The organism is Methylobacterium sp. D54C (assembly GCF_053345595.1).
This window is the reverse complement of record NZ_JBKFAK010000007.1, coordinates 189,691-216,610: the sequence shown is the minus strand read 5'-3', so window position 1 is coordinate 216,610 and position 26,920 is coordinate 189,691. Positions and strand designations below refer to the sequence as shown.

Sequence of the window (26,920 nt, the reverse complement as noted above, 5' to 3'; positions counted from 1 at the left end):
GTGAGCACACAGCCGGACAACGAGCGCGACCGGCTCGCGGCCCTCGAGGCCCTGGCGATCCTCGGGACACCGCCGGAACCGCATTTCGAGGCCGTCTGTCGGACCGCCCGGCGCCTGTTCGGCGTGCGCAGCGCGTTCGTGGCCTTCCTGGGCGACACGCACCAGTGGCTGAAGACGCCCTGTGCCGGGGTGCCGACCACGATGCGGCGGGACGAGAGCTTCTGCCAGCACACGATCCGCAGCGACGCCCTCGTGGTCGTCCCCGACGCGCGGCTCGACGCGCGCTTCCGCGACCTGCCCGTGGCCGCCGCGCCGGATGGGATCCGGTTCTACGCGGGCATCGCCCTGAGCCTCCAGCCGGGCCTGCCGGTCGGAACACTCTGCCTCGCCGATCCCGAGCCCCGCTCCGACTTCTCGCCCGAGGACGCGGCCGCCTTCCGCGACCTCGCCGAAATCGTCGTGGCGCATCTGCGCCTCACGGAGGCCAACGCGCGGCGCGACCGGGAGATCGCGCAGGCGGCGATCCGCGAGGCGCTGATCCGCGAGCAGCACCGGGAGATCAATGCCCGGGCCCGCGCCCAGGAGGCGGCGAACCACCAGCTCACGATGGCCGAGCAGCTCGCCAGCGTCGGGAACTGGCGCGTGGAGCTCGCGGACGGGCAGCCGGTCTGGTCGGCGAGCCTCTACGCCATCGCGGGCCGCGACCCGGCGACGCCGCCGCCGCATCTCGACGCCTTCGCGCAGATCTACCACCCCGACGACCGCGCCCGGCTCGAGGCGATCGTCGCCGACGCGATCGCCCGCGGGGTCCGGTTCGATTTCGAGGCCCGGCTGCTGCGGCCGGACGGCGCGCTGCGCGACGTGGTCGTGCGCGGCATGGCCCGGGGGGAGGGGGCGGGCGCCGGCCTGTTCGGCGTCCTGATCGACGTGACCGAGCGCCGGCGCGCCGAGGACGAGGTTCGCCGCAGCGAGCTGCGCTACCGGGGCCTCGCCGAGGCGCTGCCGCTCCTGGTCTGGACCATGCGGGTCGGGGACGGTCAGGCGACCTACGCCAACGCGCAGTTCCAGTCCTATTACGGGCCGATCGGGCCCGAGCGCGCGGAGCGCCTCGTCCGGAACCACCCCGAGGATGCCGCCGCCATGGAGGCGGCCTGGATCCGGGCGGTCGAGACCGGCACGGGCTACAGCGGCCAGTGGCGGATCCGGCGCCAGGACGGCGTCTACCGGTGGCACAAGCTCTCGCTGATCCCGATCCGCCTCGACCCGGCAGACGGCGCGGTGGCGGAGTGGCTCGGGACCGCCCTCGACGTCGACGACATCGTCACGGCGCGGCTCGCCGTCGAGGAGGCGAGCGGCCTGCTCGACATCGCCCTCGACGCCGCGGAGGCCGGCACCTGGGACTGGGACATGCGCACGGGGCTCGCCGTCCTCAGCCCGGAGAGCGCGCGGATGCACGGCCTGCCGGAGACCGGCGGCGCCCACACGATCTCGGCCTCAGCGTGGACGGCGCTGATCGATCCGGACGACGTCTCCGATGTCTGGAACGAGATCCGGCGGGCGGTCGAGTCCGGCACCCCCTACGCGGCCGAGTTCCGGGTCGGCGCGCGCTGGCTCTACGCGCGGGGCCGGACGCTCGGCGGCGCCGACGGGCAGCCCCAGCGGATTGTCGGCCTCCACCTCGACATCACCGAGCGCAAGGCGGTCGAGGCGGCCCTGCGCACCGCCACGCGCGACGCCGAGGCGGCCCGCACCGAGGCGGAGCGCGCGAGCGCGGCCAAGAGCGAGTTCCTGGCCGCCATGAGCCACGAGATCCGCACCCCGCTGAACGGCATCCTGGGCTATGCCGAGCTGCTCCTCGACGGCGACGCGATCCAGAACGAGGACCGGCGGCGCCTCGAGCTGATCCAGAGTTCCGGCGCGGCCCTGCTCACGGTCGTCAACGACATCCTCGACTTCTCGAAGATCGAGGCCGGCGAGCTGACCCTCGACCCGGTCACCTTTCCGCTGGCGTCGACCGTCGACAGCACGGTCTCGATCGTGCGGGGCAGCGCGCTCCGCAGCGGACTCGCCATCGAGGCCCGGATCGACCCGGCCCTGCCGACTTTCGTGGTCGGCGATGCCGGGCGCCTGCGGCAGGTGCTGCTCAATCTGCTGAACAACGCCGTGAAGTTCACGCCCGAGGGCTCGGTGACGGTGACCGTCGAGCGAGAGGGCGACGGCGTCGCCCCCGACGGCCACCCCGGCGACGCGGTCCGGTTCTCCGTGGTCGATACCGGCATCGGCATCGCGCCGGCGCAGCAGGATCGGCTGTTCAAGCGGTTCAGCCAGGTCGACGGCTCGATCAGCCGGCGCTTCGGCGGCACCGGCCTCGGGCTGGCGATCTCCCGGCACCTCGTGTCGCTGATGGGCGGCGAGATCGGGGTCGAGAGCCGCGAGGGGGCGGGCTCGACCTTCTGGTTCCGGCTGGTGCTGCCCCGCGGCGAGCGGGACACCGCGGCCCCGGGCGCCGCGGCCGACGCGGGTGGGCCGTCGCGGCCGCCCCCGGCCGCGGCTCCGGCGGCCGGCGAGGTCCCGGGCGCGCCGCTGCGGCTGCTCCTCGTCGAGGACGTGCCGCTCAACCAGGAACTCGCCTGCGCGGTGCTCGAATCCCAGGGCTACGCGGTGGACGTGGCCGGGGACGGCGCCGAGGCGATCACGGCGGTCGGGTCGTCCGTCGCGGCCGGCCGGGCCTACGATCTCGTGCTGATGGACGTCCAGATGCCCCGCGTCGACGGGCTCACGGCCACGCGCCGCATCCGCGCCCTCGCGCCGCCCGCCTGCGACATCCCGATCGTCGCCATGACCGCCAACGTCCTGCCGTCGCAGATCGAGGAGCTGCGCGAGGCCGGGATGGACGACCATGTGGGCAAGCCGTTCCGGCGGGCCGACCTCTTCGCCACGATCAGCCGCTGGACGGCGCCGGGCGCGCGGCGGCCGGCGCGGGCCGAGGTGCCGCGCCGCCTGCCGCAGGTCGATTCGGCCGTGCTCGACGCGGCGGTCCTGACCGAGATGGAGGCGAGCTTCGGCACCGATCGCGTCGGGGCGCTGCTCGATCTCCTGGCGAACGAGCTGTCCGAGCGGTTCCGGCCGAGCGAGACCGACCGCCTGCAGATCGCCCACGACGCGCACGCCCTGGTGGCGGCGGCCGGGCTGCTGGGCTTCGTCGGCCTGTCGAGCCTGTGCCGGGAGGTCGAGGCCGCCGCCCACGCGGGCGCCGACCTGATGCCGCTGATCCGGCGCCTGGAGATCCAGCGGGCGACCGCGCTCCGCGCCATCCGGCAGCTGCGCGCGGCGTGAGTCCGCGCGCGGTATCGAGGACCCTTCCCGTCATCGCGGGCGGAGCGAAGTGACCCAGGGTCGGCGCGCCGCCGGTGAGCGCCGCGCTGCCCTGGATCGCCTACTCCGCTCGCAGAGACGGCGGCCCCGGAGCCGTCAGTCGGGAAGAGAGTCCCCCGGCTCCTCCGGCAGCGGGTCGCCGGTCCAGGTCGTCGCGAAGGCGGCGAGCTCCCGCGCGTCGGCGAAGGCCGCCACGGTGACCTCGCGCGCGGCCGGCTCCGCCCCCGGATAGGGGGCGAGCAGGACGCGCACCCGGGCGAGCCGGCCGCTCGGCGCCTTCTCGGCGATCCAGGCCTGCGCCTCCGGCGTGAACCGCTCCGGACCGTCCAGGGCCCGGGCGTCGGTCCGCAGCACGACCACGTAGGTGCCGAGGCTCGGATCGGCCTCCTGCACCGCCTTGACGATGTCGATCACGGGTTTTCCGCGAAGTCGTTGATCTGCACCTGGGCCTGCGCCGCGGTGAAGTTCGGGATGTCGGCGAAGATCTCCTCGCCGTGGGCGGCGACGGCCTTCTTGAAGGCGTCGACCGACTCGAAGGTCAGGAGGGCCATCACCTGGAACGGGGCGGCGCCGCCGTCCGGCGTGCCGGCGCCCTTGACGACCTTCGCGTCGTGGAGGCCGAGGGACGACCAGCGCTCGCGCACCAGCGGCATGTGGTGGCCGAGGTAGTAGCCCATGTCGAAGCTCGGGCCGGCCGGGTACATCACGCTTACCAGGATCATGGCGGTTCCTTCCTGTGTCGCGCCCGGTCGATCCGGGCGCCCGTCCTCGGGTCGTACGGCGACGGTCAGTGCAGCTTCACCCGCGGCTCGGTGCGCCGGGTCAGCGCGCGGGCCAGGGTGTCGAGGGCGGTCTTGGCCGTGCCGTGCAGCGCCCGCTCGTGCATCTTGTAGAGCGAGCGGTACATCATCCGGGCGAACAGACCGGCGATGAGCATGTTCTTGCCGCGCACGAACCCCATCAGGCTGCCCACGGTCGAGTACTCGCCCAGCGAGACCAGCGAGCCGAAATCCTTGTACCGGAACGGCTTCAGCGGCTTGCCGTCGATCTTGGCCGGGATCTGGGCGATCAGGTGGCTCGCCTGCTGGTGGGCCGCCTGCGCGCGCGGCGGCACCGGCGTGTCGGAGCCGGCCTCGACCAGGTAGGCGCAGTCGCCGATGGCGAAGATGTCGGGGTCGCGGGTGGTCTGCAGCGTCGGCGTCACCACCAGCTGGTTGGTCCGCGTCGTCTCCAGGCCGCCGATGCCCTGCAGGAAGGGCGGCGCCTTCACGCCCGCCGCCCAGACGACCAGCTCGGACGGGATGAAGGTGCCGTCGGCGAGCTGCACGCCGTCGGCGCGGACCTCGGTGACCCGCGCCTTCACGCGCACGTCGACGCCGATCTTGCTGAGGAGCTGCATCACCTCCGCCGAGAGGCGCTGCGGCACTGCCGGCAGGATCCGGTCGGCGGCCTCGACCAGGGTGATGCGGATGTCCTTGCCCGGGTCGATCTTGTCGAGCCCGGTCGAGACGACGTGGCGCAGGGTCCGGTGGAGCTCGGCGGCGAGTTCCGTCCCGGTCGCGCCCGCGCCGATCACCGTGACGTGGAGCTGGCCGGGCCGGACCGGGCCGGCCTGCGTGTGCGCCCGCAGCGAGGCGTTCACGAGGCGCTGGTGGAAGCGCACCGCCTGGTCCTGGGTGTCGAGGGCGATGGCGTGCTCGGCGACGCCCGGCGTGCCGAAATCGTTGGTGGTGGAGCCCACCGCCATCACCAGCGTGTCGTAGGGGACGGCGCGCTCGGGCGTGACCTCGCGCCCTTCCGCGTCGTAGCTCGCGGCGAGCTGGATCGTGCGCGCCTCCCGGTCGAGCCCGGTCATCCGCCCGATCCGGTAGCGGAAGCCGTGCATGTGGGCGTGGTGCAGGTAATCCACCGCGTGGTGGCCGACGTCGAGGCTGCCGGCCGCCACCTCGTGGAGCAGCGGCTTCCAGATATGCGTCCGGGCGCGGTCCACGAGGGTGACGTGCGCGCGCTTGCCGCGCCCGAGCTTGTCGCCGAGCTTCGTGACCAGCTGCAGTCCGGCGGCGCCGCCGCCGACCACCACGACGCGATGAAGGCCCGACTCGTTCTCGACGGATGCCATCGACACTCTTTCTCCTCCCGGACCGGGATCAGTCGCCGGCCTCCTTACACGGCCTGGGTTGCCGAATACCACATCGCCGGCCGCGACCCCCGGTCACGAGTGCGACGTCGCGCACCGGACGGGCGGCGCGCGGGGCCCGGTCACGCCGGCGGGGCGCCTGGCTGGCGCAGCGGGTGTGCCTCCGCGACCGCCGGCAGGGCGAGGCAGGCCTCGGCGATTCGCGCGACCGTCGGGTAGGCCGCCGTGTCGATGCCGAAGATGCCCGTCCCGACCCAGAGGCTGACGAGGCAGAGGTCGGCGTGGCTCACCGAATCGCCCTGGCAGAACCGGCCCGTCCCCGGCTCGGTGGCGAGGCGCGTCTCCAGGGTCCGGAGGCCGGTCTCGAAGGCGTTGCGCAGGAAATCCAGCATGCGCTCCCGGGGCAGGCCGTAATGCTCCATCAGGAAGGTGCGCACCCGGGGCACGTAGAGCGGGTGGGTGTCGCACGCGACCACCTGCGCCAGCGAGCGGGCCCTGGCCCGCGCCCGGGGCTCCTCGGGCAGCAGGCGGACGCCGCCGCGCGTCTCCTCCAGGTAGTCGAGGATCGCCAGCGACTGGGTGAGCGGCGGCCCGTCGCCGTCGAACAGCGCCGGCACCGCGCCCTGCGGGTTGATCTTCCGGAACGCCGGCTCGTGCTGGTCGCCCGCGTCGAGGTCGATGAAGGTCTCCTCGTAGGCGATGCCCTTCAGCTTCAGGGCGATCCGCACCCGGAAGGCCGCGGCCGAGCGCCAGTTGCCGTACATGTGCATGGGTCAGCGGTCTCCGACGGGGTCGAGCGAGCACAGCCGACTTCGCTGCGGCCCGCAAGAGGCGCGGCGGCCCCGGGGGCGACAAGCGGTCCCGTCGGGCCCATATCGGTCTCCCGCCCCGGAGAGCCCGCACGATGGCCGATCAGACCGACGCCCGCCGCTTCATCCCCCTGAACATCGCGGTCCTGACCGTCTCCGACACCCGCCGCCCAGAGGACGACCGCTCCGGCGACACCCTGACCCAGCGCCTCACCGAGGCGGGGCATGTCCTGGCGGCCCGGTCGATCGTCCCGGACGAGGTCCCGGCGATCCGCGCGCGGGTGGAGGCGTGGCTGCGCGACCCCGGCGTCGACGTGGTGATCACCACCGGCGGGACCGGCTTCACCGGCCGCGACGTCACCCCCGAGGCGCTGGAGCCGCTGTTCGAGAAGCGCATGGACGGCTTCTCGGCCGTGTTCCACCGGATCTCGTACGACAAGATCGGCACCTCGACCCTGCAGTCCCGCGCCACCGCGGGGGTCGCGCGGGCGACCTACGTGTTCGTGCTGCCGGGCTCGCCCGGCGCCTGCCGCGACGCCTGGGACGGAATCCTGGCCCAGCAGCTCGACTACCGGCACCGGCCCTGCAACTTCGTGGAGATCATGCCGCGCCTCGACGAGCACCTGCGGCGCGGCGCGAGCCTCACGGTGTGAGGCCGCGCGCTACGCGAGGTTCCCCTCCTTGCGGCGCAGGACCGAGTGCTTGCGGCCGTAGAAGAAGTACACGACGAGGCCGATCGCCATCCAGATCACCAGCCGGAGCCACGTGTCGAGGGGCAGGCCGATCATCAGGAGCAGGCAGGACAGGATGCCGAGGATCGGCACGACCGGCACGGCGGGCGCCCGGAACGGCCGCTTCATGGTGCGCTCGGCCCGCCGCAGGTAGAGCACCGAGCCGCAGACGAGGATGAAGGCGGCCAGCGTGCCGATGCTCACCATCTCGCCGAGGATGTGGATCGGCACCAGGGCCGCCACCACGGCGACCGCGGCCCCGATCATCGCCTGGCTGCGATACGGCGTCTGGTAGGTCGGGTGGACGTGGGAGAACATCTTCGGCAGCAGGCCGTCCTGCGCCATGGTGAAGAAGATCCGGCTCTGGCCGTAGAGCAGGACGAGGATCACCGTCGTCAGCCCGGTCAGCGCCCCGAGCTTGATCAGGAGCGCGAACCAGCCGATGCCGATCACGTCGACGCCCTTGGCGATCGGATCCGGGACGTTCAGGTCCTTGTAGGGCACGAGCCCGGTCAGCACGGCGGCGACGAGCACGTACAGGATCGTGCAGACCGCGAGCGAGCCCAGGATGCCGATGGGCATGTCCTTCTGGGGTCTGCGCGCCTCCTGGGCGGCGGTCGAGACCGCGTCGAAGCCGATGAAGGCGAAGAACACCACGCCCGCGCCGCGCAGGACGCCGCTGTAGCCGAAATGGCCGAAGGTCCCGTCGTTGTCCGGGATGAGCGGGCTCCAGTTCGCGGCGTTCACGTGGCCCCAGCCCAGGGCGATGAAGGCGACCACGACGGTGAGCTTCACCGCGACCATGATGTTGTTGAAGAGCGCCGATTCCTTCGTGCCCCGCATCAGCAGGATCGTGATCAGCGCCACGATCAGGACCGCCGGCAGGTTGAGCAGCGCGGTCCCGCCGCCCTCGATCGGCGTGCCCGGCGCGTTGGCGAAGTGCGCCGGGATCACGATGCCGACGCTCTTCAGGATGCTGGTCACGTAGCCCGACCAGCCGACCGCCACGGTGGCGGCGCCCATGGCGTATTCGAGGATCAGGTCCCAGCCGATCAGCCACGCGAAGAACTCGCCGAGCGTCGCGTAGGTGTAGGTGTAGCTCGATCCGGCGACCGGGATCAGCGCGGCCATCTCCGAGTAGCAGAGGCCGACGAAGGCGCAGGCGATGCCGCCGAGCACGAAGGACAGCATGATCCCCGGCCCGGCATACTGGGCCGCGGCCGTGCCGGTCAGGACGAAGATGCCGGCGCCGATGATCGCCCCGATGCCCATCGCGGTGATCGAGAGGGCGCCCAGCGACTTCGAGAGCTGCTGCTCGCCCTCGCCGCTCTCGACGATGTCCTCGACCGACTTGCGCCCCATCAGGCCCGACGAATCCATTGCACCATCCTTCCAGATCGGGGTGGCTCAGCGCGCGTCATCATGTCCGGAGACGGCGACGATCCTGCCGCGCTTTCAGAGTTGTAGAGGCGGATCGACCGACAACAACGTGTGCGGGCGCAAGATTCTTCCGAGCAAGATTCTCCCGAGCAAGATCTTTCCGGTCAGGCGCGCTCGATCCGAGCGATCAGCGGCCTGACCTTGAGGCGACCCGTGAACGCGCCCTCGGCACGCAGGGCCTCGCGCCGGACGACGTCGCCGGCCCGGGCCTGCCGGGCGCCGACGACGGTCTCCGCCCGTCTGACGAGCCGGCCGAGCCAGCGCCCGGCCGGGCGGTGCAGGCGGCCGAGCGCCGTCTCCGGCCGCGCGGTCCCGACGAAGCGGTCGAGGGTGCGGATCCAGCCCTCGGCCGGGACGTCGCCGGCCTCCAGGCACAGGATCCAGTCCCGCCGGGCCGCGGCGGCGCCCGCCGCGTAGGGATTGCCGCCCCGGTGCAGCACGAGGGTCGCGCCCGTGGCCTCCGCGACGGCCGCCACGGCCTCGCTCTCGCGGCCCGCGACGATCACCGCGTCGCCGACGAGGCCGCCGGCCACGCCGGAGACGAGCACGCTGAGCGTGTCGGCCAGGCGATCGATCGCGTCCGGATCGGCCGGTTCGGCCAGATAGGTCACGGCGGAGAGCATGAGCGCGCGCATAGACGATTCTGCGGCGCCGTAAACTGCCCCGCGGCCCGCACGCCGACGCGCCGCCGTTCGGACGGGCTGCAGAACCGCATTTGCCTGAAAAAAAGGCGCCCGTCGCCGTCTCGTTCGCTCTATGTTCTTATATGGATACGTGAGGGAGGCGAGTCGTCATGGGGGACACGCGCGACGGGACCGCATCCGGGGCCGCGCCGCGACTCGGGCCGAGCGTCGCGGAACCGGCCGCCCGGCGCGGGCGCGGCGCGACGGCCAACCCGACGGGCCGATACGAATCCGCCCGGCGCGAGGCGTTCCACGACGAGACCTGGACGGCGGACGCTCCGGCACCCCTGCGCACGCAGGTCACGCCGGAGCGGTCCGCCCGGATCATCGCGCGCAACAGCTCGCCCGACATCCCGTTCGACCGGTCGATCAACCCGTACCGGGGCTGCGAGCACGGCTGCATCTACTGCTACGCGCGCCCGACCCATGCCTGGCTCGGCCTGTCGCCAGGGCTCGACTTCGAGTCGCGGATCTTCACCAAGCCGGACGCCGCCCGGCTCCTCGCCCGCGAGATCGCCGCGCCGGGCTACAGGCCCGACACGATCGCCCTCGGCACCGCCACGGATCCCTACCAGCCGGTCGAGCGGGAGCACCGGCTCACCCGCGCGGTTCTGGAGGTGCTGCGGGAGGCCCGCCACCCCGTCAGCATCACCACCAAGTCGGACCTCGTGCTGCGCGACCTCGACCTCCTGGCCGAGATGGCGGCGGAGAACCTCGTGCTGGCGGCGATCTCGCTGCCGACGCTGGATCCGGACCTCGCCCGCCGCCTCGACCCGCGGGCGCCGCGGCCGGGCAAGCGGCTCGCGGCGATGCGGGGCCTGAGCGCGGCGGGCGTGCCCGTCATGGTCAACGTCTCGCCGATCATCCCCGGCCTGACGGACCACGAGATCGAATCGATCCTGGCCGAGGCGCGCGCGCACGGGGCGAGCCGGATCGGCCACGCGCTGCTGCGCCTCCCGCGCGAAGTCGCGGACCTCGTGGCGGACTGGTTCACCGAGCACTATCCCGAACGCAGGGCGCGGGCCTTCGCACTCCTGCGGGAAGCCCGGGGCGGGCGCGAGAACGACCCGCGCTTCGGCCACCGCTTCCGCGGGGAAGGCGCCTACGCGGCGATGATCGGCCAGCGGGTCCGGCTCGCCGGCACGCGTCTCGGTTTCGCCTTCGGGCGCATCGCGCTGAATCGCGACGCCTTCCGGAAGCCCGGCGCGCAGCTGGCGCTGTTCTGACACGCGACCGACGCGGCGGCGCGCGCGAGGCGGCGGACTTGTCCCACAGTACGGTTCAGCGAAAATTCCAGTCATTTTGGCCGGAAGCGGCGAAAAAATACATTTTCAAAGATAGAAAACGACTCAAATGTTGCTTCCAAAGTTGATTTTTAGATTTCTAAAGTGTGGGGAAAATCGCAGAACGTAAGATTGACATCTGTGTCATTGTGGTTCAAATGCCTGAGATCGCGAGGTTTACTGCGAGATTTTGACCAATTTTGATTGAGTTATCGAATTTCAGTTCTACATTGAGGGTCGTTCTGTGCGTAAGAGCGCGATTTTGTCCGGCGTCCGTGTCCGCAGATCCCGCCAATGGACGCTGTGCGCCTTGATCCGGTCGCGGGCGAGCCGCGCGCCGCGGCCCTGCTCGGTTCTGCCAGTCGCGACTGCCGTCCTTCCTTGAGACGGTAGCGTGTCGGGGTTTCGACCTCCGATGCCGACCGGGCGAACTCCCGGTCCGATGATCGGACCGGGAGTTCGCCGGTGAGCCCCCGGACTCGCCGCGCCCTCGCCGCGCCCTTCGAGCGAACCGGGCCGGCGCCGCGTCGGGGTGCCTGTCGCGTCGCTCAGCCTTTCCGTCGACCGAGGCCGACCGGCCGCCCTGCTCGAACCGGGCAGCCCGGCGGCGGGCCGCACGCCTCGACGCACCGCGAAGAGAGATCCCGACCCTCATGCTGCGTCTTCCGCGTCCGTCCATCGGCACGATCCTGTGCGCGATCCTGTTCTCACTCAGCGCCATGCTGCTGGCCGCGGGCGCCCGGACGGCGCTGGAGGCCGGGGCGCAGGAGCGGGAGAGCCGCCGCGTCGTCGCGCTCACGGAAGGCAGCCGGATCCTCCTCGAGATCCTGCTCGCCGTGCGCCTCGAGCGGGGGCGGACCCTGCAGGCGCTGATCGCCGCGGGCAGGATCCCGCCCGCCGACGCGGCCCTGATCGCCCGACAGCGCGCGACCCGGATCGATCGTCTGGAAGCGCTCCTGAGGCTGGTGCGCGCGGTCGACACCGCCGCGGTGGCGAAGACGGTCGATCCGCTCCGACGGGCGCACGAGGCCGTCACCGGCCTGACGTCGCGGATCGACGCGGCCCTCGCGGTCCCGGTCGCGGAGCGCGACGCCGCGACCGAGGGGGTCGCCGCGACCGCCTTCCGGGATCTGCTCGACGCGCTGACGGCGACCAGCGGGGCCGTCGACGTCACGATCCCGCGCCGGGACGCGGCGCTGGCCCGCGCCCTGGACATCAAGCGCGCCGCCTGGATCACGCGGGTCGCGATCGGCGGCAACATGGCGCGGGCCGAGACCGCCGTGACGCGGGGCACGGGCTGGTCCGAGGAGGAGCGCCTCGCCGAGGCCGAGGAGCGCGGCCGCGTCGCGGCGAGCTGGGCGAATCTCGTCGATCACATGGACGACACGCTGCCGCGGGCGGTCCAGGACGCCTTCGTGAGGGCGGGCGCCAGCAACTTCGAGGGCGAGGTCGCGGCGCGGCGGCAGGCCTTGCGGGCGGCCCTGAGCCGGGGCCAGCCGCCGGGCGTCGCGATCCAGGACCTGCGCGACCGCAACACGCGGGAGGTCAACACCATCGCCGACCTCGCCGAGGCGGCGCTGAACGCGATGGTCGCCCGCGCGCAGGCACTCTTCGCTGAGGCGGGGGCGACGCTGCTGCACACCGGCCTGTTCCTGGCCGCATCGGTGCTGCTCGCCGGTGCCGGCGCCGTCGTCGTCGTCCGCCGCGTGCTCGGGCCGCTCCTGGCCATGATCCAGGCGATGCGGGCGCTCGCCTCCGGCGACGTCGCCGTGGAGATCCCGGCCCGCGGGCGGCGGGACGAGATCGGCGCGATGGCGGCGGCCGTGGAGGTCTTCCGGGACAACCTCGTCCGCACCCGCGCCCTGGAGGCAGAGGCGGACGAGGCGGCGCGCGCCGCGGAGGCGCAGCGCCGGACCATGACGCACACGATGGCGCAGACCTTCGAGGCGGCGGTGGCCGGCATCGTCAGGCAGGTCTCCGCCGCCGCGGCCGAACTGCAGACCACGGCCTGGGAGATGACCACCACAGCCCAGGAGACGGCCAGCCAGTCCGATACCGTGGCCGCGGCCGCCGAGGAGGCGTCCGCCGGGGTCAGGACGGTGGCCGCCGCGGTGGAGGAACTCGGCACCTCCGTCCAGGAGATCGGGCGGCAGGTCCAGGGCTCGTCCGAGCTGGCCCGGAGCGCGGTCGGCGAGGCCGACCAGACGGCCGCCCTGGTGGCGGCGCTGAACGCGTCCGTCGCCCGGGTCGACGCCGTCGTCGAGCTGATCGCCCGCATCGCCGCGCAGACGAACCTGCTGGCGCTCAACGCCACGATCGAGGCGGCGCGGGCCGGCGAGGCCGGGCGCGGCTTCGCGGTCGTCGCAACCGAGGTCAAGGAACTGGCCGCCCAGACCGGTCGGGCCACCGACGAGGTCGGCCGGCAGATCGGCGAGATCCGGACCGTGACCGGTCAGGCGGTGCGGGCGATCGGGACGATCACCGGCCGGATCGGGGAGATCGACGCCGTGGCCGCCGCCATCGCGGCCGCGGTGGAGCAGCAGGGGGCGGCGACGCAGGAGATCGTCCGCAACGTCGCCCAGGCCAATGCCGGCACGCAGGAGGTCACCGGCAACATCGCCGGCGTGGCGCAGGCGGCCGACCGGACCGGCCGCGCGGCCGACCACGTGCTGACGGCCGCCACCGCGCTCACGCGTCAGTCGGAGGAGCTCGCCGCGGAGGTCGAGCGCTTCCTCACGGGCGTCCGGGCCGCGTGACCCGTCGCCCGGCTCAGTCGAAGCCGCGGGTGAAGCTGAGCCGGTGGTGGGGGCTGCGCCCGAGCTGCGTCAGGCCGGCGCGGTGGACGGCCGTCCCGTAGCCGACGTTGCGCTCCCAGCCGTAGCCGGGATGGCGCCGAGCGAGCCGCCGCATCAGCTGGTCCCGGAGCACCTTGGCGACGATCGACGCGGCGGCGATCTGGGGCACCAAGTGGTCGCCGCCGACGACGGCGCGGCCGGGCAAGCCCGGCAGGGCGTCGCGCCCGTCGACCAGCACGGGCGCGGCGAGGCCGAGCCGCGCCACCGCCCGCGCCATGGCGTCGAGGGTCGCGCCGCGGATGTTGATCCGGTCGATCAGGGCGCGCGACCCCGCCGCCACCGCGACCCGCGCGTGGGCGCGGATCAGGGGGGCCAGCCGGTCGCGCACGGGCTCGGGGACGCGCTTGCTGTCGTCGAGGGCCGCGAGCAGGTCGGCCGGGATCGCCGCCGGATCGAACCAGACCGCGGCCACCACCACGGGTCCGCAGAGCGCGCCGCGCCCGACCTCGTCGCAGCCGATCGCCGCCGGATACGCGGCGGCCCGGGCGGGGTCGAACGGTCCGGCGACCGGGGGGCGGGCTCTGACGGACCCGGTCGGTCGGGCGGGCGATCCGGCTGGCGGCTTGGCTGGCGGCTTGGCTGGCGGCTTGGCTGGCGGCTTGGCGGGCGGCATCGCGCCCTCCTGCCATTCCGCGCGGACGCCGTCACGCGTCAGGCGGCGTCGCGGGTGCTCCGGGCGCCGCCATGCGCCTCGACGATGTTGCCGAAGAACTGCCGCGCGCTCACGTCCCAGCCGCGGCGCAGGGCCTCGGCCCGGCACTCGGCGCGCGACAGGCGCAGGGCCGCCAGCGCGGCGACCCGCAGATCCGGGTCGAGCACGCCGACCCGCGTGCCGCCGACGACGTCGTTCGGACCCGGCACCGGGAAGGCCGCCACCGGGAGGCCGCTGGCCAGGGCCTCCAGGAGCACGATGCCGAACGTGTCGGTGAGGCTCGGGAAGACGAAGACGTCGCAGGCCGCGTAGACCGCCGAGAGGTCCGCGCCGGTGCGGGTGCCGAGGAAGTGCGCCGCCGGGGCGAGCGCCTGCAGCCGCGCGCGGTCCGGGCCGTCGCCGACCACCACCTTGGTGCCGGGCAGGTCGAGGGCGAGGAAGGCCGCGACGTTCTTCTCCACCGCCAGCCGCCCGACGTAGAGGAACAGCGGCCCCGGCAGGCCGGCGAGTTCCGCCGGCACGGGCGTCCCGGGCTCGGCCGGCCGGAACCGCTCCGTGTCCACGCCCCGGGTCCAGCGCATCAGCCTGCCGAAGCCCCGCGCCGCGAGCTCGCCCTGGAGCGAGGCGGTGCTGACCATCGTCCCGCGGGCGGCGCCGTGGAATCGGCGCAGGTACGCGTAGGACCACGCCTCCGGCACCGGGGCGCGGGCGGCGAGGTATTCCGGGAAGCGCGTGTGGTAGCTCGTCGTGAAGGGCAGGTCGTGGGCGAGGCAGTGCCGGCGCGCCGCGAGGCCCACCGGCCCCTCCGTGGCGATGTGCACGTGGCTCGGCCGCTCGGCCCGCCAGCGCGCCGCCACCCGCTCGCGCCCGGCATAGGCGAGGCGGATCTCCGGGTAGCCCGGCAGCGGCAGCGAGCGGAAATCCGCGACGGACAGCAGCGTCGTGGCGAAGCCGTGCTCCGGCGCGCGCCGGACCATCTGCTCGAGGGAGCGCACGACGCCGTTCACCTGGGGGTGCCACGCGTCGCTGGCGATCAGGAGCTTCACGGCGCCGCCCTCACGCCACCGCGCGCCGGCCCGGCAGGGGCTGCGGCACGACCTCGGCCTCCCGCGCCCGCAGGAGGCTCGGGTAGTGCAGCACCTCGATGCGGCCGTCGTAGTGCTCCACGAGCCCGGTGCAGGATTCCACCCAGTCGCCGGTGTTGAGGTAGCGCAGGTCGCCGATCGGCCGGTCCGCGGCGTGGTGGATGTGGCCGCAGATCACCCCGTCGGCGCCCTGGCGGCGGGCCTCCTCGGCCAGGATCGTCTCGAAGCGGCCGATGAAGCTCACCGCGTTCTTCACGCGCAGCTTCGCCCAGGCCGACAGCGACCAGTAGGACAGGCCGAGCCGCCGGCGCACCTTGTTGATCAGCGTGTTGAGGGAGAGCGCCAGCGTGTAGGCGCCGTCGCCCAGATGGGCGAGCCACGGCGAGTGGCGCACGACCATGTCGAACTGGTCGCCGTGGATGACGAGGTAGCGCTTGCCGTCGGCCGCCTCGTGGATCGCGGTCTCGGCGAGCTCGATGCCGCCGAAGCTCGTGCCCACGTAGTCGCGCAGGAACTCGTCGTGGTTGCCGGGCAGGTAGACGATCCGCGCGCCCTTGCGGACCTTGCGCAGGAGCTTCTGCACCACGTCGTTGTGCTCCTGCGGCCAGTACCAGCCCGAGCGCAGCTGCCAGCCGTCCACGATGTCGCCGACGAGGTAGATCGTGTCGGCGTCGTAGTCCTTCAGGAACGACAGCAGCAGGCCGGCCTGGCAGCCGCGCGTGCCGAGATGCAGGTCGGACAGGAACAGCGTCCGCACGCGGACCGGCATCTCCTCAACCTCGGCCACGGCATCCTCTCCCGGCGGCTGAACGGTGCCGGGATCCAGAGCGCGATCCGATCTCAGTTTGATGACGCGGGTTCCGACGAGGCGGAAAGACTTCGGTGTGCGGTGCCGCGAAGCCTCTCAACCGGAGTGCGGCTTCGTTGCGTCGCACAAAAAATTTTTTTGGCAAGTTCCGGAAGTTTTTCCGGTTTTCCTTTCCAGCTTCACCGCCTCATAATACCAAGAACCGGCCGCTCGGCACGAGCACGGCCGGACCTTGACAGGAAGGCGGCGAGGACGGCCCTGGAGCCGTTGGACGGGACGGCAATTCGGAGGCGACCGGCGCGCGGGGGCGCGCCGCGACGCGAGCGGCGTGAGGCCGCCTGCCGCTCCGCGGAGACCCCCCGATCACGGCAGAGGATGGCGTTCGAGGGGGTGCGGCGCGAGCCGCTCTCGACGGCGCCGGACCGACTCCCTGAGGACGCTTGGACAACCCGGCGCGGGTTCACGCCCGCGCGCAATGGACTTTTCGGAGGAAACATCATGGCCGCAACCCGGCGCCCCGGTCGCAACCACCTCTTCATCCCGGGCCCCACCAACATCCCGGAGCGCGTCCTGCGCGCCATGCACGTGCCGTCGGAGGATCACCGCTCGCCGAGCTTCCCCGAGCTGGTGAAGCCGCTCCTGCAGGACTCCAAGATGGTGTTCGGCTCGACCGCCGGGACGGTCATCCTGTTCCCGTCCTCGGGCACCGGCATCTGGGAATCGGCCCTGTCCAACACCCTCTGCCGCGGCGACACGGTGCTGACCTCGCGCTACGGCCAGTTCAGCCACCTCTGGGTCGACATGGCCCAGCGCCTCGGCCTCGACGTGGTCGTCCAGGAGGAGGAGTGGGGCACCGGCGCCGATCCGCAGAAGATCGAGGAGGCCCTGCGCGCCGACAAGGACCATAAGATCAAGGCCGTGATGGTCGTCCACAACGAGACCGCCACGGGCGTCACCAGCGACATCGGCGCGGTGCGCAAGGCGATCGACGCCGCCGGCCACCCGGCCCTGCTGTTCGTGGACGGCATCTCGTCGATCGGCTCTCTGCCGTTCGAGATGGACGCGTGGAAGGTCGACTGCGCCATCGCGGGCTCGCAGAAGGGCTTCATGCTGCCGGCCGGCCTCGGCCTGATTTGCATCAGCCCGAAGGCGCTCAAGATCGCCGAGAGCGGCACCGGCCGCAACGACCGGCTCGGCCACGCCTACTTCGCCTGGAAGGATCAGCTGGCCGCCAACGCCACCGGCTACTTCCCCTACACCCCCGTCCTGCCGCTGCTCTACGGCCTGCGCGAGGCCCTGGCGGTCGTGAAGGAAGAGGGGCTGGAGAACGTCTACCACCGCCACCACGTCCTCGCCGAGGCGACCCGCCAGGCGGTCGCGGCCTGGGGCCTCAAGCCCTGCGCCAAGGAGCCGAAGTGGAACTCCGACACGGTCACGGCGATCGTGGTGCCGGAGGGCGCCGACGCCGCCAAGGTGATCACCCACGCCTACGAGCGCTACAACCTCTCGCTCGGTGCCGGCCTGTCGAAAGTCGCCGGCAAGGTGTTCCGCATCGGCCACCTGGGCGACCTGAACGAGCTGTCGCTGCTGGGTGCCATCGCGGGCGCCGAGATGGCCATGCTCGATTGCGGCATCAAGGTCACGCCGGGCTCGGGCGTCGCCGCCGCTTCCAGCTACCTGCGCGAGAATCCGCTGCATAAGGCGTGATCTGCGCCCGCGATCGGGGCGGGACCGGGTTGCCGGGCCCGCCCCGACGCGCAAGTAAGAACAAGACTATCGAGGAAACCGCCCGTCGTACGAGAGGGGTCCTATGACCAAGAAGATCGTGTTCCTGGATCGTGAATCCCTCGATGCCAGGGTCCGACCGTTCAATTTCCCCCACGAATACGTCGAGCACGAGTCGACCTGGACGCCGGAAGAGATCGTCTCCCGCCTCCAGGGCGCGGAGATCGCGCTGATCAACAAGGTCCCGATGCGGGCCGAGACGCTGAAGCAGCTCCCCGACCTGAAGCTGATCGCGGTCGCCGCCACCGGCACCGACGTGGTCGACAAGGCCCAGGCCAAGGCCCAGGGGGTCACGGTCGTCAACATCCGCAACTACGCGTTCAACACCGTGCCGGAGCACGTGGTCGGGCTGATGTTCGCCCTGCGCCGGGCGATCGTGCCCTACGCCAACTCGGTGCGGCGCGGCGACTGGGCGAAGTCCAAGCAGTTCTGCTACTTCGACTATCCGATCTACGACATCGCCGGCTCGACGCTCGGCATCGTCGGCTACGGGGCGCTGGGCAAGTCGATCGCCAAGCGCGCCGAGGCGCTGGGCATGAAGGTCATCGCCTACGACGTGTTCCCGCAGGACGGGCTGGTCGATTTCGAGACGATCCTGACGCAGTCCGACGTGATCACGCTGCACGTGCCGCTGACCCCCGACACCAAGGGGATGATCGGCGCCGCCGAGCTCAAGAAGATGAAGAAGAGTGCCATCCTCATCAACACGGCCCGCGGCGGCCTCGTGGACGAGGCGGCCCTTCTCGAGGCGCTCAAGGACGGCACCATCGCGGGCGCCGGGTTCGACGTGGTGGCGCAGGAGCCGCCCAAGGACGGCAACATCCTGTGCGACGCCGACCTGCCGAACCTGATCGTCACGCCGCACGTCGCCTGGGCGAGCAAGGAGGCGATGCAGATTCTGGCCGACCAGCTCGTCGACAACGTCGAGGCCTTCGTGGCGGGCAAGCCGCAGAACGTGGTGGAAGCCTAAGCTCAAAATCAGCGACGGGCGTTTCCCTCCCCCTTGGGGGGAGGGGCCAGGGGTGGGGGTGGTGCAGGAGGCACCGCTCCGCGCGATTCAGCACCACCCCCACCTCCGGCTCCTCCCGCAAGGGGAGGAGAGGGGCTGCGTCCACGCACCGACCCAACCAACATCAGCGCCGGCGCCCCACGGGCGCGACGGAAAGGTCCCAAGGAAATGACGAAGAAGCTGCTGTTCCTGTTCGACACCGATGCCGTGCCGAACGTGTTCGACACGGTCGTCGGCTACGACGGCGGCGCCGACCACATCACCGGCTACGGCGGCGTGAATCCCGACAATGTCGGCGCCCTGGTCGACGGCACGATCTACACCCGCGGCGGCTCCGAGAAGAAGTCGACGGCGATCTTCGTCGGCGGCGGCAGCATGGCGGCGGGCGAGGCGCTGTTCACCGCCGTCAAGAAGCGCTTCTTCGGCCCGTTCCGGGTCTCTGTGATGCTCGATTCCAACGGCTCCAACACCACGGCCGCCGCGGGCGTCGCGCTGGTGGCCAAGGCCGCGGGCTCGCTCCAGGGCAAGAAGGCCGTCGTGCTGGCGGGCACCGGCCCGGTCGGCATGCGCTCGGCCGCTCTGCTCGCCGGCGAGGGCGCCGAGGTCACCATCGCGGGCCGCGCCCTCGACAAGACCCAGGCCGCCGCGGACCAGATCAACACGCGCTTCAAGGTCAACGTGAAGGCCGCCGCGACCCCCGACGAGGCCTCCCGCGTCGCTCTGGTGAAGGGCACGAACCTCGTGTTCACGGCCGGCGCCATCGGCGTCGAGCTGCTGCCGGAAGCCGCCTGGGCGCAGGAATCGTCGATCGAGTTCGTCGCCGACTACAACGCCCAGCCCCCGACGGGCATCGGAGGCATCGACGTGATGGACAAGGGCAAGGAGCGCAACGGCAAGCAGGCCTTCGGGGCGCTGGGCATCGGCGGCCTGAAGCTCAAGCTGCATCGGGCCTGCGTCGGCCAGCTCTTCGAGAGCACCGACAAGGTGCTCGACGCCGAGGAGATCTACGCCCTCGCCAAGACGATGGCCTGAGGAGGCGCCGGTGACCGAGACGCATCGCCCCGAGACCGACAGCATCGAGAAATTCCTGACGGAGCTGGCGAGCGCTGCCCCCACCCCCGGGGGCGGCGGCGCGGCGGCGATCTCCGGCGCCATGGGCGCGGCCCTGGTGTCGATGGTCTGCAACCTCACCATCGGCAAGAAGAAGTACGTCGAGGTCGAGGCCGAGCTGAAGGAGGTCCTGGCCAAGTCCGAGGGCCTGCGGGTCGTGCTCACCGGCATGATCGGCGAGGACGTCCAGGCCTTCGACGCCGTCATGGGCGCCTACGGCCTGCCCAAGAACACCGACGACGAGAAGGCGGCCCGCGCCGAGAAGATCCAGGCGGCGCTCAAGACCGCCTGCGACGTGCCGCTCGCCTGCTGCCGGGCCTGCCGCGCGGTGATCGACCTCGCGGCCATCACCGCCGACAAGGGCAACCTCAACGTCGTGTCGGATGCCGGCGTGGCGGTGCTCTCCGCCTATGCCGGCCTGCGCAGCGCGGCGCTGAACGTCTACGTGAACGCCAAGGGTCTCGAGGACCGCGCGTTCGCCGAGGAGCGGCTGAAGGAGCTGGAGGATCTGCTCGGCGAGGCCGGCGCACTCACCGAGAAAGTCTACGCGGTCGTCAAGGACAAGGTGAACTGAACCGGCGACTTGGGTCAGCACCGCGCGTCACAGCGTGCCCGGTCGGCCCCGTCGACGCCGCCGTCTCTGCGAGCGCAGCGAAGCAATCCAGTCGGCGCCACGATCTCAGAGGTCGCGCTGCCCTGGGTCACGTCGCTGCGCTCGCGATGACGGACAGAGCGTCCTGAACGAAGCGTTCCGGCGTACTTTGTAGCGATTCAACAGTCGAGGCCGGGTGCATCGTGCTCCCGGCCTCGCTGTTTTCCTGTATGCTGCATCGCAATATGAAATACGATCTGTGTTGCGACCGCGAAAAAGTCGCGGTCAATCAGGAGCTTAAAAAATTTGACGGGCGTAATCTTTCGACTCAACTAAAGTAGAGGGCGTCAACGGCGGCAACGAACCGCGGAGGAGGCGCCGAATGGACGTCCACGAGTATCAGGCCAAGGAGCTGCTCGCGAGCTTCGGCGTGGCCGTCCCGAAAGGCGCGATCGCCTTCAGCCCGGACCAGGCGGTCTACGCGGCCACCGAGCTCGGCGGCTCGTTCTGGGCCGTGAAGGCGCAGATCCACGCCGGCGCCCGCGGCAAGGCCGGCGGCATCAAGCTGTGCCGGACCTACAACGAGGTCCGCGACGCCGCGAAGGATCTCCTCGGCAAGCGCCTCGTCACGCACCAGACCGGCCCCGAGGGCAAGCCGGTGCAGCGGGTCTACGTCGAGACCGCCGACCCGTTCGAGCGCGAGCTCTACCTCGGCTACGTGCTGGACCGGAAGGCCGAGCGCGTGCGGGTCATCGCCAGCCAGCGCGGCGGCATGGACATCGAGGAGATCGCCGCCAAGGAGCCCGACTCGCTCATCCAGGTGGTGGTCGAGCCGGCGGTCGGCCTGCAGCAGTTCCAGGCGCGGGAGATCGCCTTCCAGCTCGGGCTCAACATCAAGCAGGTCTCGGCCGCGGTGAAGACGATCATGAACGCCTACCGGGCGTTCCGCGACTGCGACGGCACCATGCTGGAGATCAACCCGCTCGTCGTCACCAAGGACGACCGGGTGCTGGCGCTCGACGCCAAGATGAGCTTCGACGACAACGCGATGTTCCGCCGGCCGGGCATCGCCGACATGCACGACCCGTCCCAGGGCGATCCCCGCGAGGCGCAGGCCGCCGAGCACAACCTCAGCTACATCGGCCTCGAGGGCGAGATCGGCTGCATCGTCAACGGCGCGGGCCTCGCCATGGCCACCATGGACATGATCAAGCACGCGGGCGGCGAGCCGGCGAACTTTCTGGACGTCGGCGGCGGCGCGTCTCCTGAGCGGGTCGCCACGGCCTTCCGGCTCGTGCTCTCGGACCGCAACGTGAAGGCGATCCTGGTCAACATCTTCGCCGGCATCAACCGCTGCGACTGGGTCGCCGAGGGCGTCGTCCAGGCCGCCCGCGAGGTGAAGATCGACGTGCCGCTCGTGGTCCGGCTCGCCGGCACGAACGTCGAGGCCGGCAAGAAGATCCTGGCCGAGAGCGGCCTCGACCTCATCACCGCCGACACGCTGGCTGAGGCGGCCAAGAAGGCGGTCGACGCCTGCTCCGCCGCCAAGACGCAGCACTGAGAGGGGAGACCGCGCCATGAGCATCCTCATCGACGAGACCACCCCGATCATCGTCCAGGGCATCACGGGCGACAAGGGCACCTTCCACGCCAAGGAGATGCTGGATTACGGCACGAACGTCGTCGGCGGCGTCACCCCGGGCAAGGGCGGGCGCACCCATCTCGGCCTGCCGGTGTTCAACACCGTCAAGGAGGCGGTGGCGGCGACCGGCGCCACCACGTCGATCACCTTCGTGGCGCCCCCCTTCGCGGCGGACGCCATCATGGAGGCGGCCGATGCCGGCCTGCGGCTGGTCTGCTCGATCACCGACGGCATCCCGGCCCAGGACATGATGCGGGTGAAGCGCTACCTGTACCGCTACCCCAAAGAGAAGCGGACTATGGTGGTCGGCCCGAACTGCGCCGGCATCATCTCGCCCGGCAAGGCGATGCTCGGCATCATGCCCGGCCACATCTACCTTCCGGGCAATGTCGGGGTGATCTCCCGCTCCGGGACGCTGGGCTACGAGGCCGCCTCGCAACTCAAGGAACTCGGGCTCGGGATCTCGACCTCGGTGGGCATCGGCGGCGACCCGATCAACGGCTCGTCCTTCCTCGACCACCTCGCCCTGTTCGAGACCGACCCGGACACCGACGCGGTCCTGATGATCGGCGAGATCGGCGGCCCGCAGGAGGCCGAGGCCTCGGCCTGGATCCGCGAGAACATGTCGAAGCCGGTGATCGGCTTCGTGGCCGGGCTGACCGCCCCGAAGGGTCGCCGCATGGGCCATGCGGGCGCGATCATATCGGCGGCCGGCGACAGCGCCGCCGAGAAGGCCGAGATCATGCGCTCCTACGGGCTGACGGTGGCGCCGGATCCGGGCTCCTTCGGGCAGACGGTGGCCGACGTGCTGGCCCGGGCCGCGTAGCGCGGCCGGCCCGCCTTACGTCCCGGAACGCGGCGCGGGTCCTCTCTCCCGAGCGGGAGAGGGCGCGCGTCGCGCTGGGCACCGGCCGATGCGCGCCTCCCTCCCGGAGGTGACGGCGCATCGCGCTGAACATCCTCGAGAAAGACCGTGCGCCACGAGGTGGCTCCATGACCCGCACCCTTCACGCAACCCCCGGTCTCGTCGATGCCACGGCCTTCGCGCCGCCGGTGATCGTCGGCACGTCGTCGGAACAGGCGCTGGACATCCTGTTCCAGGCGCTGCTCGACGTCGCCCGCCGGCACGACCCCGACCTCGAGGCGGTCCTGCACGGGACGGCCGACATCTCGCGCTTCTCGCCGCAGATGCTGGCGCGCGCGCTGCAGGTGCAGGGCATCTGGTTCCAGCTGATCTCCATCGCCGAGCAGAACGCCGCGATGCGCCGCCGCCGGCACGTGGAGCGCACGGAGGGGCGGGCCGCGCTCGGCGGCTCCTTCGCCAAGGTTTTTTCCGACGCGCGCAAGCAGGGCGTGCCCCCTGAAAAAATCCAGGCGCTGCTGAGCGACCTGCGCATCCGCCCGACGCTCACCGCCCACCCGACCGAGGGCAAGCGGGTGACGGTGCTGGAGAAGTTCCGCCGGATCTACCTCGTCCTGCGCGAGCTGGAGATGCCGCGCTGGACCGACCGTGAGCGCAACGGGCTCATGAACGAACTGCGCGACCAGATCGAGCTGGTCTGGATGACCGGCGAGCTGCACCTGGAGAAGGCCACCGTCGAGCGCGAGGTGGCCTGGGGTCTGCACTTCTTCGACGAGACCCTGTTCGAGATGCTGCCCGAGACCCTGGAGACCCTCCACGAGGCGCTGGCCGAGACCTATCCGGGCACGGAGTTCAGGGTGCCGCCGTTCTTCCAGTTCGGCTCCTGGATCGGCGGCGACCGGGACGGCAACCCCTACGTCACGGCGGCGGTCACCCGGCAGACCCTGCACCGCAACGCGCTCGCCTCGCTCACGCGCTACCGCGACGGCGTCCGCGAGCTGGGGCGGACCCTCTCGCTCACCGAGCGCTCGCTGCCGCTGCCCGAGAGCTTCCGCGCGGAGCTCGACCGGAATCTCGCCGAGAGCGGCCAGGCCCGCGCCATCACCCGGCGCAACCCGGGCGAGCCCTATCGCCAGTACCTCTCCTGCGTCCTGCGCAAGATCGAGGCGACGATCGCCCGCAACGAGGGCGAGCACCCGTCCGGCCCCGACTACGCGAGCGCGGACGGGCTGATCGAGGACCTGCGCACCCTGGAGCGCGGCCTGACCGAGGCCAAGTGCGGGGCACTGGCGCGGGACCTCGTGCGTCCGGTCCGGCGCATGGTCGAGATCTTCCGCTTCTCGACGGTCCGCCTCGACCTGCGCGAGAACACCACCCGGACCACCGACACGCTCCACGCCCTCTGGCGCCAGCGCCACGGCGACGGCGAGCCGCCGGCCCTCGGCTCGGCCGCGTGGCGCCAGTGGCTCGACACGGAGCTCGCCCGGCCGCGCGATCCCGAGCGGTCCTTCGAGGACCTGCCCGACGCGGCCCGCGAGACGCTGGCCACCTTCGCCCTCGTCGCCGAGATGCGCGAGGCCCTCGACCGCGAGGCGTTCGGCGCCTTCGTGCTGTCGATGACCCGCTCGGTGGAGGACGTGCTCGGCGCGTACCTGCTGGCCAAGGAGGCGGGGGTGTTCCTCGACGCCGCCGGCACGGAGATCTGCCCGCTGCCGATCGTGCCCCTGTTCGAGACCATCGACGACCTGCGCGCCGCCCCGGCGATCATGCGGGCGCTGCTCAACGTGCCGGTGGTCCGCCGCTCCACCCGCTGGCAGGGCGGCGTGCAGGAGGTGATGATCGGCTACTCCGACTCCAACAAGGACGGCGGCTTCGTCGCCGCCAACTGGGAACTCTACAAGGCGCAGAGCAAGCTGACCCGGCTCGGCGAGGAGCTCGGCGTCGGGATCGCCTTCTTCCACGGGCGCGGCGGCTCGGTGAGCCGCGGCGGCGTGCCGACCCAGAAGGGCATCATGGCCCAGCCGCCGGGCTCGATCCGCGGCCGGTTCCGGACCACCGAGCAGGGCGAGGTCGTCTCGTTCAAGTACGCCAACCGCGGCACGGCCGCCTACCAGATGGAGCTGCTGGCGGCCTCGGTGTTCGAGCACGCGCTCGCCGGCGACGGCGAGCGGGCGGGCCCCGGCCACGACGACGCCCTCGAGGCGCTCGCCGGGGCCTCGCGGGCGGCCTACGTCCAGCTGCTCCAGACCGACGGCCTGGTCGATTACTTCCAGGCGGCGAGCCCGCTGGACGAGATCTCCCTTCTCAACATCGGCTCGCGTCCGGCCCGCCGCTTCGGCGCGCGCTCGCTCTCGGACCTCCGCGCGATCCCCTGGGTGTTCGCGTGGTCGCAGAACCGGCACGTGATCACCGGCTGGTACGGCGTCGGCTCGGGGCTGGCGAGCTTCATCGACGTGCGCGGCCGCGACGGCGAGGCGACCCTCAAGCGGCTGTTCAACGAGTCCCGCATCCTCCGCCTCGTCCTCGACGAGGTCGAGAAGACGCTGATGATGGTCGATCTCGACATCGCCCGCGCCTACGCGGGCCTCGTCCAGGACGCGGGCGTGCGGGACCGGATCTTCTCGATGATCGAGGCCGAGTACGCGCTCACCCGCGAGATGGTGCTGCGGGTGAGCGGCGGCACGGAGCTGGCCGAGCGCTTCCCCCTGTTCCGGGACCGCCTGAAGGGCCGGCTCCCGACGATCAACCAGGTCAGCCGCGAGCAGGTCGAGCTGCTCGCCCGCTACCGCGCGGAGACCGACGAGGACCGGCGCGAGGCGGTGAAGTCGGCCCTGCTCCTGTCCATCAACTGCATCGCGGTCGGCTTCGGGGCGACCGGATAGGGGAGGGTCCAGCGGGCTCCCTCTCCCGCGCGGGAGACGGGACCCCTGCCGCGATCCCGTACCGGGGACCCGGTCCATTCGTGCAGCCGCGCCCTGTCAGCGATCCACGCGCGCGCCATTTGCCGCCGATGAACGGGACCGCATCCCGCAACGGCATCAGAACCGTCACCAGGAGAGAGAACCCAAGATGAGCTTCACCCTGATCCAGCAGGCCAAGCCGCGCCTGCACCGCTCCGAACTCGCCGTGCCCGGCTCCAACCCGACCTTCATGGAGAAGTCGGCCTCCTCGGCGGCGGACGTGATCTTCCTCGATCTCGAGGACGCGGTCGCCCCGGACGACAAGGAGAAGGCCCGCACCAACATTATCCAGGCGCTGAACGACCTGGATTGGGGCAACAAGACCATGATGATCCGCATCAACGGTCTCGACACCCACTACATGTACCGCGACGTGGTCGACATCGTCGAAGCCTGCCCGCGGCTCGACATGGTGCTGATCCCCAAGGTCGGCGTGCCGGCCGACGTCTACGCCATCGACGTGCTGGTCACCCAGATCGAGCAGGCCAAGAAGCGCGAGAAGCAGATCGGCTTCGAGGTGCTGATCGAGACGGCCCTCGGCATGGCCAACGTCGAGGCGATCGCCCAGTCGTCGAAGCGGCTGGAGGCGATGTCCTTCGGCGTCGCCGACTACGCCGCCTCGACCCGCGCCCGATCCACCGTCATCGGCGGCGTGAACCCCGACTTCTCGGTGCTGACCGACAAGGACGAGTCCGGCAGCCGCCAGACCCACTGGCAGGACCCGTGGCTGTTCGCCCAGAACCGCATGCTGGTCGCCTGCCGCGCCTACGGCCTGCGCCCGATCGACGGACCGTTCGGCGACTTCTCGGATCCGGACGGCTACCGCTCGGCGGCCCGCCGCTGCGCGGCCCTCGGCTTCGAGGGCAAGTGGGCGATCCACCCGAGCCAGATCGAGCTCGCCAACGAGGTGTTCACGCCCTCCGAGGCCGAGGTCACCAAGGCCCGGCGCATCCTCGAGGCCATGGAAGAGGCCGCCAAGGCCGGCCGCGGCGCCGTGTCCCTGGACGGCCGCCTCATCGACATCGCCTCGATCCGCATGGCCGAGGCGCTGATCGAGAAGGCGAACGCCATGAAGGGCTGAAGACGGCTCTGACGCGGGCGG

The 26,920-nt window shown here is 71.5% G+C and carries 21 protein-coding genes; 12 read left to right on the top strand and 9 right to left on the bottom strand.

Translation table 11 applies throughout. The features are described 5' to 3' along the window. Entirely contained in the window at nucleotides 1–3,336 is a 3,336-nt protein-coding gene (locus tag ACLBYB_RS17060; RefSeq protein ID WP_447699469.1) for an ATP-binding protein, read from the top strand. 135 nt (nucleotides 3,337–3,471) lie between these two features. Here the strand turns inward: ACLBYB_RS17060 and ACLBYB_RS17055 are convergent, their stop codons facing one another. The 4 genes from ACLBYB_RS17055 to maiA form a co-directional block, all read right to left on the bottom strand. Further along, nucleotides 3,472–3,789, bottom strand: coding sequence for a hypothetical protein (locus ACLBYB_RS17055; RefSeq protein ID WP_020092669.1), 318 nt, complete (start codon nucleotides 3,787–3,789; stop codon nucleotides 3,472–3,474). Next, entirely contained in the window at nucleotides 3,786–4,097 is a 312-nt protein-coding gene (locus ACLBYB_RS17050) for an EthD family reductase (protein ID WP_020092668.1), read from the bottom strand. Before ACLBYB_RS17050 ends, ACLBYB_RS17055 begins: the two co-directional genes overlap by 4 nt. Nucleotides 4,098–4,162: 65 nt before the next feature. Then, nucleotides 4,163–5,494: an NAD(P)/FAD-dependent oxidoreductase gene (locus ACLBYB_RS17045; protein ID WP_091679643.1), complete on the bottom strand. Its 1,332-nt coding sequence runs from the start codon at nucleotides 5,492–5,494 to the stop codon at nucleotides 4,163–4,165. A gap of 140 nt (nucleotides 5,495–5,634) precedes the next feature. Next, nucleotides 5,635–6,282: a maleylacetoacetate isomerase gene (maiA, locus tag ACLBYB_RS17040; protein ID WP_091679640.1), complete on the bottom strand. Its 648-nt coding sequence runs from the start codon at nucleotides 6,280–6,282 to the stop codon at nucleotides 5,635–5,637. Between the two features lie 134 nt (nucleotides 6,283–6,416). Here maiA and moaB point away from each other — a divergent pair, with 134 nt between their 5' ends. Beyond that, complete coding sequence (gene moaB, locus ACLBYB_RS17035) at nucleotides 6,417–6,974, top strand: molybdenum cofactor biosynthesis protein B (protein ID WP_447699468.1); 558 nt, start codon at nucleotides 6,417–6,419, stop codon at nucleotides 6,972–6,974. Nucleotides 6,975–6,983: 9 nt separating this feature from the next. Here the strand turns inward: moaB and ACLBYB_RS17030 are convergent, their stop codons facing one another. After that, entirely contained in the window at nucleotides 6,984–8,432 is a 1,449-nt protein-coding gene (locus tag ACLBYB_RS17030) for an amino acid permease (protein ID WP_447699467.1), read from the bottom strand. 164 nt (nucleotides 8,433–8,596) lie between these two features. After that, nucleotides 8,597–9,127: a hypothetical protein gene (locus tag ACLBYB_RS17025; protein WP_020092663.1), complete on the bottom strand. Its 531-nt coding sequence runs from the start codon at nucleotides 9,125–9,127 to the stop codon at nucleotides 8,597–8,599. A 158-nt stretch (nucleotides 9,128–9,285) separates the two neighbouring features. Here ACLBYB_RS17025 and ACLBYB_RS17020 point away from each other — a divergent pair, with 158 nt between their 5' ends. Beyond that, complete coding sequence (locus ACLBYB_RS17020; protein ID WP_447699466.1) at nucleotides 9,286–10,401, top strand: PA0069 family radical SAM protein; 1,116 nt, start codon at nucleotides 9,286–9,288, stop codon at nucleotides 10,399–10,401. Between the two features lie 710 nt (nucleotides 10,402–11,111). Further along, nucleotides 11,112–13,214 carry a methyl-accepting chemotaxis protein gene (locus tag ACLBYB_RS17015; protein ID WP_447699465.1) on the top strand — a complete coding sequence of 701 codons (2,103 nt, stop codon included), beginning with the start codon at nucleotides 11,112–11,114 and terminating at the stop codon, nucleotides 13,212–13,214. A 13-nt stretch (nucleotides 13,215–13,227) separates the two neighbouring features. Here ACLBYB_RS17015 and ACLBYB_RS17010 read toward each other — a convergent pair whose 3' ends face one another. From ACLBYB_RS17010 to ACLBYB_RS17000, 3 genes are read right to left on the bottom strand one after another with little or no spacing between them, the layout of a single operon-like run. After that, nucleotides 13,228–13,926, bottom strand: coding sequence for a ribonuclease HII (locus tag ACLBYB_RS17010; protein ID WP_447699464.1), 699 nt, complete (start codon nucleotides 13,924–13,926; stop codon nucleotides 13,228–13,230). A gap of 38 nt (nucleotides 13,927–13,964) precedes the next feature. Then, nucleotides 13,965–15,011, bottom strand: a complete 1,047-nt coding sequence (locus ACLBYB_RS17005; protein ID WP_020092659.1) for a glycosyltransferase family 4 protein — start codon at nucleotides 15,009–15,011, stop codon at nucleotides 13,965–13,967. Between the two features lie 10 nt (nucleotides 15,012–15,021). After that, a complete protein-coding gene (locus ACLBYB_RS17000; RefSeq protein ID WP_376738913.1) occupies nucleotides 15,022–15,819 on the bottom strand; it encodes a UDP-2,3-diacylglucosamine diphosphatase in 798 nt (265 codons plus the stop codon). Nucleotides 15,820–16,356: 537 nt separating this feature from the next. On the opposite strand from ACLBYB_RS17000, the gene ACLBYB_RS16995 reads away from it, so the two are divergent. The 8 genes from ACLBYB_RS16995 to ACLBYB_RS16960 all read left to right on the top strand — a co-directional run bounded on the left by ACLBYB_RS16995 (nucleotide 16,357) and on the right by ACLBYB_RS16960 (nucleotide 26,899). Further along, the gene (locus ACLBYB_RS16995; RefSeq protein ID WP_091926147.1) at nucleotides 16,357–17,565 is read left to right on the top strand and encodes an aminotransferase class V-fold PLP-dependent enzyme; all 1,209 of its coding nucleotides are present in this window, start codon (nucleotides 16,357–16,359) and stop codon (nucleotides 17,563–17,565) included. A 103-nt stretch (nucleotides 17,566–17,668) separates the two neighbouring features. Then, nucleotides 17,669–18,613: a D-2-hydroxyacid dehydrogenase gene (locus ACLBYB_RS16990; RefSeq protein WP_020092656.1), complete on the top strand. Its 945-nt coding sequence runs from the start codon at nucleotides 17,669–17,671 to the stop codon at nucleotides 18,611–18,613. Between the two features lie 207 nt (nucleotides 18,614–18,820). Beyond that, nucleotides 18,821–19,684 carry an NADP-dependent methylenetetrahydromethanopterin/methylenetetrahydrofolate dehydrogenase gene (locus tag ACLBYB_RS16985; RefSeq protein ID WP_042673897.1) on the top strand — a complete coding sequence of 288 codons (864 nt, stop codon included), beginning with the start codon at nucleotides 18,821–18,823 and terminating at the stop codon, nucleotides 19,682–19,684. A gap of 10 nt (nucleotides 19,685–19,694) precedes the next feature. Beyond that, a complete protein-coding gene (fchA, locus tag ACLBYB_RS16980) occupies nucleotides 19,695–20,336 on the top strand; it encodes a methenyltetrahydrofolate cyclohydrolase (protein WP_020092654.1) in 642 nt (213 codons plus the stop codon). 400 nt (nucleotides 20,337–20,736) lie between these two features. Beyond that, nucleotides 20,737–21,915 (top strand): malate--CoA ligase subunit beta, encoded by a 1,179-nt coding sequence (locus tag ACLBYB_RS16975; protein ID WP_020092653.1) that lies wholly within the window; start codon nucleotides 20,737–20,739, stop codon nucleotides 21,913–21,915. A 16-nt stretch (nucleotides 21,916–21,931) separates the two neighbouring features. After that, nucleotides 21,932–22,822 carry a succinate--CoA ligase subunit alpha gene (gene sucD, locus ACLBYB_RS16970; protein ID WP_010687110.1) on the top strand — a complete coding sequence of 297 codons (891 nt, stop codon included), beginning with the start codon at nucleotides 21,932–21,934 and terminating at the stop codon, nucleotides 22,820–22,822. A gap of 167 nt (nucleotides 22,823–22,989) precedes the next feature. Next, nucleotides 22,990–25,740: a phosphoenolpyruvate carboxylase gene (locus ACLBYB_RS16965; protein ID WP_447699463.1), complete on the top strand. Its 2,751-nt coding sequence runs from the start codon at nucleotides 22,990–22,992 to the stop codon at nucleotides 25,738–25,740. 187 nt (nucleotides 25,741–25,927) lie between these two features. Beyond that, nucleotides 25,928–26,899, top strand: a complete 972-nt coding sequence (locus ACLBYB_RS16960) for an HpcH/HpaI aldolase/citrate lyase family protein (RefSeq protein WP_012320599.1) — start codon at nucleotides 25,928–25,930, stop codon at nucleotides 26,897–26,899. The last annotated feature ends 21 nt before the right edge of the window (nucleotides 26,900–26,920 follow it).

Excerpts from the sequence above, each read along its gene's own strand:
- ACLBYB_RS17020 (WP_447699466.1), top strand. The coding sequence starts at position 9,286 with ATGGGGGACACGCGCGACGGGACCGCATCCGGGGCCGCGCCGCGACTC.
- ACLBYB_RS17025 (WP_020092663.1), bottom strand. The coding sequence starts at position 9,127 with ATGCGCGCGCTCATGCTCTCCGCCGTGACCTATCTGGCCGAACCGGCC.
- maiA (WP_091679640.1), bottom strand. The coding sequence starts at position 6,282 with ATGCACATGTACGGCAACTGGCGCTCGGCCGCGGCCTTCCGGGTGCGG.
- ACLBYB_RS17015 (WP_447699465.1), top strand. The coding sequence starts at position 11,112 with ATGCTGCGTCTTCCGCGTCCGTCCATCGGCACGATCCTGTGCGCGATC.
- ACLBYB_RS17000 (WP_376738913.1), bottom strand. The coding sequence starts at position 15,819 with ATGCCGGTCCGCGTGCGGACGCTGTTCCTGTCCGACCTGCATCTCGGC.
- ACLBYB_RS16960 (WP_012320599.1), top strand. The coding sequence starts at position 25,928 with ATGAGCTTCACCCTGATCCAGCAGGCCAAGCCGCGCCTGCACCGCTCC.
- ACLBYB_RS16995 (WP_091926147.1), top strand. The coding sequence starts at position 16,357 with ATGGCCGCAACCCGGCGCCCCGGTCGCAACCACCTCTTCATCCCGGGC.
- ACLBYB_RS17045 (WP_091679643.1), bottom strand. The coding sequence starts at position 5,494 with ATGGCATCCGTCGAGAACGAGTCGGGCCTTCATCGCGTCGTGGTGGTC.
- ACLBYB_RS16985 (WP_042673897.1), top strand. The coding sequence starts at position 18,821 with ATGACGAAGAAGCTGCTGTTCCTGTTCGACACCGATGCCGTGCCGAAC.
- sucD (WP_010687110.1), top strand. The coding sequence starts at position 21,932 with ATGAGCATCCTCATCGACGAGACCACCCCGATCATCGTCCAGGGCATC.
- ACLBYB_RS17010 (WP_447699464.1), bottom strand. The coding sequence starts at position 13,926 with ATGCCGCCCGCCAAGCCGCCAGCCAAGCCGCCAGCCAAGCCGCCAGCC.
- ACLBYB_RS17030 (WP_447699467.1), bottom strand. The coding sequence starts at position 8,432 with ATGGATTCGTCGGGCCTGATGGGGCGCAAGTCGGTCGAGGACATCGTC.
- ACLBYB_RS16990 (WP_020092656.1), top strand. The coding sequence starts at position 17,669 with ATGACCAAGAAGATCGTGTTCCTGGATCGTGAATCCCTCGATGCCAGG.
- ACLBYB_RS16965 (WP_447699463.1), top strand. The coding sequence starts at position 22,990 with ATGACCCGCACCCTTCACGCAACCCCCGGTCTCGTCGATGCCACGGCC.
- moaB (WP_447699468.1), top strand. The coding sequence starts at position 6,417 with ATGGCCGATCAGACCGACGCCCGCCGCTTCATCCCCCTGAACATCGCG.
- ACLBYB_RS17050 (WP_020092668.1), bottom strand. The coding sequence starts at position 4,097 with ATGATCCTGGTAAGCGTGATGTACCCGGCCGGCCCGAGCTTCGACATG.
- ACLBYB_RS16975 (WP_020092653.1), top strand. The coding sequence starts at position 20,737 with ATGGACGTCCACGAGTATCAGGCCAAGGAGCTGCTCGCGAGCTTCGGC.